The following is a 2609-nucleotide window of genomic DNA, read 5'->3' as shown; positions in this document are numbered from 1 at the left end:
GCGGATCAGCGCCAGCGCCAGGCTCCGAAATGCCAATGGCAGAAATGGTCTCTCCACGCACATAAGGCGCAAGATAATGCTCGCGTTGCTTTTCGTCCGCAGCCGCCATCATCATACGCAAATTCGGCGAGTCTGGCGGCAATGTATATGGCGTCGCGGTACGACCCAATTCCTCACCGACCCCAACCATCGCAACCATCGGCAAATTCATGCCGCCGACTTCTTCAGGCGCATCCAGCCCCCACAGGCCCAAATCTTTCGACACCGCATCAACCTTGGCCTGTTCATCCTTGGTGAGATAGCTGCCTTTGCCTGCAGTATCGCGCGCCAGAACCTCAGCTTCGAGCGGCACCAGTTGGGTGTCCACAAATTTGCGGACCAGATCTTTTAACATCCGATGTTCTTCGGCGAGTTCAAAATTCATCCATTGGGCCTTTATTGACTAATGTGGCAGCTGTGTTGTCGATTTTCATGTCTGAAATCATGTCGATCAATAGCTGCGCGGAAGACCGAGAACATGCTCGGCAAGATAGCTTAGGATCAGGTTGGTGCTGATCGGGGCCACGGTGTAAAGCCGTGCTTCACGGAACTTGCGTTCGACGTCATATTCTTCAGCAAAGCCAAAGCCACCATGCGTTTGCACGCACATGTCGGCGGCGGCCCAGCTGGCTTCTGACGCAAGGAGCTTGGCCATATTCGCCTCTGCGCCGGGGTTGCCTCCAGCGTCAAATACCTGAGCGGCATGATGCACCATCAATTCCGCTGCACACATTTGGGCGTAGCACCGGGCGATCGGGAACTGCACACCTTGGTTCTGGCCAATGGCGCGACCAAAGACGTTGCGCTCGCTGGCATAATCGCTGGCTTTTTTGATAAACCATTTGGTGTCGCCAATGCACTCGGCGGCAATAAGGATACGCTCAGCATTCATGCCCGACAGAATGTAGCGGAAACCCTTGCCTTCTTCGCCAACCAAAGCGGAAGCAGGAATCCGCATATCGTCAAAGAAGACTTCGGTCGTTGAATGGTTCATCATTGTGCGGATTGGCTTGATGGTCATGCCGTTGCCGACCACCTTGCGCATGTCAATGAGGAAAACCGAGAGCCCCTCCGTCTTGCTGGAGACCTCTTCACGCGGGGTTGTACGCGCCAGCAACAGCATCAGGTCGGAATATTCGGCACGGCTCGTCCATAATTTTTGGCCATTGATAACATACGCGTCACCGTCCCGCACAGCCACCGTCCGCAAGGAAAGCGTGTCGGTACCGCTGGTCGGTTCAGAAACACCAAAGGCCTGCAGGCGCAGCTCGCCTGTCGCGATACGAGGCAGATATTCCTGCTTCTGTTCTTCGCTGCCATATCTTAGCAGCGTATTCATGATGTACATCTGGGCATGTGCCGAAGCGCCGTTGCAGCCTGAGGCCTGAATTTCTTCCATGATAATGGCCGCGTCAGAGAGTGTGAGCCCTGACCCACCGTAAGCTTCCGGTATCAACGCCGCGAGGAACCCGGCCTTGGTCAGCGCATCCACAAATTCGCCCGGATAGGCGCGGGCACTGTCCTTTTCACGCCAATATGCACCCGGAAAATCGGCGCATAACGCCTGAACCGAGCGGCGGATTTCGGCGGTATTTTCACTCTCGGTCATTTCAAATATGTCCTTGCGCCGAAGCTGCCATGATCTGTCGTCCGTCGCCTGCAAAAGCGGCCAACTCAATATCGTTGCCTGATCCGCGCATCACCAGATGCAAAGCCTCTCCACAAATCGCTGGAGATAGACCCCGGAATGCGAAGCTGGCCAATGCGTTGTCCCCCAACGCCCGGCGGGCGAGGTCCAGTAGCAAACTTGCTGTCAGCGGACCATGGACCACTAACCTGCGATAGCGTTCTTCATCGCGGGCATATGGCAGGTCATAATGGATCCGGTGGCTGTTGAAAGTGAGCGCGGAGAAGCGGAATAGCAGTGGCTCGCTCGGTATAACCATGCGATGGCTGCTCCATCCCTCTAAATCGACGCGCGCTGGCCCCGCTGTGGGCGGCGACAAAGCTGCGTCAGGCCCGGCGGCTTCACGATAAACGATGCTCTGCACCTCACGAACCGAAAGGCCAGATTCGCCAAGTGTTTCATGCGACACATCGACAAACACCAGTTGGCCGGTGCCGCCTGATTTTTCAGTAATGGCTTGCACGCGTGAATTACGGGTAACGGCTTCACCGACCCGCAAGGGTGCAAAAAACTCGACTTTGCTGGATGCCCACATGCGGCGCGGCAGCGGCACTGGGGGTAGGAAGCTTTCTATGCTATCATCGCGCAACGGATGCCCATCGGGGCCCAGCTTTGCCGTTGGTGCGTCCGGCACACACAGGCACCAGTGCAACCCCTGCGGGACATTGCCATCGCTCGGTGCATCCCGGTCAAAGGTTGCAAGCCAGCGCGCCACTAGCCCGCTGTCGATGCGATCAGCCCGCACCTCCTCTCGCCCAATCCATGCGTCCCAAACACCCATTAGTTTACGCCTCCCATCAAACCCTTGGCGATCACCTGCGCCTGAATTTCTGCGGCACCTTCGAAGATATTCAATATGCGCGTGTCGCACAAAACGCGGCTG

Annotated in this window: 3 protein-coding genes; all 3 read right to left on the bottom strand. The window is 56.6% G+C overall.

Annotation, left to right across the window (positions count from 1 at the left end; translation table 11 throughout):
- The coding region (locus ACIQ5B_RS10830) for an acyl-CoA dehydrogenase family protein (RefSeq protein WP_397599023.1) at positions 1–424 on the bottom strand (424 nt) is incomplete at its 3' end.
- A gap of 66 nt (positions 425–490) precedes the next feature.
- Complete coding sequence (locus ACIQ5B_RS10825; protein WP_397599022.1) at positions 491–1648, bottom strand: acyl-CoA dehydrogenase family protein; 1158 nt, start codon at positions 1646–1648, stop codon at positions 491–493.
- 1 nt (position 1649) lies between these two features.
- Positions 1650–2507, bottom strand: coding sequence for a MaoC family dehydratase N-terminal domain-containing protein (locus tag ACIQ5B_RS10820; RefSeq protein WP_397599021.1), 858 nt, complete (start codon positions 2505–2507; stop codon positions 1650–1652).
- Between the last annotated feature and the right edge of the window lie 102 nt (positions 2508–2609).

The sequence above is a fragment of the Sphingorhabdus sp. genome (genome assembly GCF_044374345.1).
Lineage (GTDB): Bacteria > Pseudomonadota > Alphaproteobacteria > Sphingomonadales > Sphingomonadaceae > Sphingorhabdus_B.
This window is presented reverse-complemented; position numbering and strand designations above follow the sequence as displayed.

Bases quoted from the DNA above. Each gene is read 5' to 3' on its own strand.
- ACIQ5B_RS10825 (WP_397599022.1), bottom strand. From the start codon at position 1,648: ATGACCGAGAGTGAAAATACCGCCGAAATCCGCCGCTCGGTTCAGGCG.
- ACIQ5B_RS10820 (WP_397599021.1), bottom strand. From the start codon at position 2,507: ATGGGTGTTTGGGACGCATGGATTGGGCGAGAGGAGGTGCGGGCTGAT.